Origin of the sequence: Bradyrhizobium pachyrhizi, from assembly GCF_001189245.1 — a bacterium.
Lineage (GTDB): Bacteria > Pseudomonadota > Alphaproteobacteria > Rhizobiales > Xanthobacteraceae > Bradyrhizobium > Bradyrhizobium pachyrhizi.
The window spans coordinates 74,003-75,464 of the sequence record NZ_LFIQ01000084.1 but is presented as its reverse complement, the minus strand read 5'-3'; the positions used below and the strand labels follow the sequence as shown (position 1 = coordinate 75,464).

General features: G+C 66.1%; 1 protein-coding gene and 1 pseudogene. Both read right to left on the bottom strand.

Annotation, left to right across the window (positions count from 1 at the left end; genetic code table 11):
• Positions 1-1,168 (bottom strand): branched-chain amino acid ABC transporter permease (locus AKL29_RS19150; RefSeq protein WP_430648883.1); only part of this gene is annotated, 1,168 nt, incomplete at its 3' end.
• Positions 1,165-1,462, bottom strand: a pseudogene (locus AKL29_RS45105) (branched-chain amino acid ABC transporter permease); the annotation flags it as partial. The pseudogene AKL29_RS45105 and the gene AKL29_RS19150, both read right to left, overlap by 4 nt.

Below are 1,462 nucleotides of genomic sequence, written 5' to 3'. Positions count from 1 at the left end.
TCGTCGGCGCCGTGGCGACGAACGGGATGCCGAGCAGGTTGATCACATCGCCGCCCGAGAAGCGCGCAACGGTCTCGATGGTCAGGATGATGCCGAGCGCCAGCGCCAGCGTCGGGATCGCCGCGACCAGATAGGACGGGATCACGGAACGAAGCGTTCCGGCGCGGATCAGCGGACGGTGCTTCATCAGGATGCCGGCGATGCCGCCGGGTGCGAACATCACGATGCCGATGAAGATGATGCCGAAATAGAGCTGCCAGACCGAGGTGACGCTGGTCAGCCCGAGCTGCAGATAGGTCACGAGGATGGCGCCGAGGATCGGACCGAAGAAATAAGCGGTGCCGCCGATGAACGCGGAGAACAGCACGAGGCCCGATTGCGTCGCGCCGAGATAGGCCGAGTTGGCGATCTCGAAATTGATCGCGGTCAGCCCGCCGGCGATGCCGGCGAAGAAGCCGGCGAACATGTAGGCGAGATAGCGCACCACATGCGGATCGTAGCCGATGAACTCGACGCGCTCCGGATTGTCGCGCACCGCGTTGCAGATCCGCCCGAGCGGCGTGCGGGTCAGCGCATACATCGCGATCGCCGAGACCATCACCCAGAACGCGATCAGGTAATAGACTTGGATCTGCGGCCCGAAGGTCCAGCCGAACATCGGCATCAGCGAGGTGCGGTCGGTGGTGATGCCGGATTCACCGCCGAACACGCTGCGCAGGATCAGCGACGACGAGGCGACCAGTTCGCCGATGCCGAGCGAGATCATCGCGAACACGGTGCCGGCGCGCTTGGTCATCACCCAGCCGACGAGGAGGGCGAATGCCATGCCGCCGATGCCGCCGACCAGCGGGATCACCGGCAGCGGGACCGGCCAGTTGTGGCTCGCGACCGCGTTCATGACATGCACGGCGAGGAAGCCGCCGAGGCCGTACTGCACCGCGTGTCCGAACGACAGCAGCCCGGTCTGGCCGAGCAGGATGTTGTAGGACAGCGCAAAGATGATCGCGATGCCGATCAGGCTGAACGAGGTCAGCGAGCCGCCGGTGCCGAACACCAGCGGCAGCACGACCAGCGCGACCGCGGCGAGGAGCCAGACGCCATAGAAGCTCAGGGCGCTGCCGGGCTCCTGCTTGGCCGCGGCGATGGAGGGCGTGGAAGCGTTGGTCATGACTCGCGCGTCCCCAACAGGCCCATGGGGCGGAAGATCAGGACCAGCACCAGCAGCACATAAGGCAGGATCGGCGCGATCTGCGCGATCGTGACGTTCCAGATGTCGGTGAGCGGCGAGGGGCCGAGGCTCGGATCGAGCGGGCCGAACACGCTGGCGAGCGAACCGTTGAGCGCGACCGCAAAGGTCTGGATCAAGCCGATCAGGAGCGAAGCGATGAAGGCGCCGGGGAGCGAGCCGAGGCCGCCGAACACGATGACGACGAACAGGATCGGGCCGAGCAGCGCGGCCATG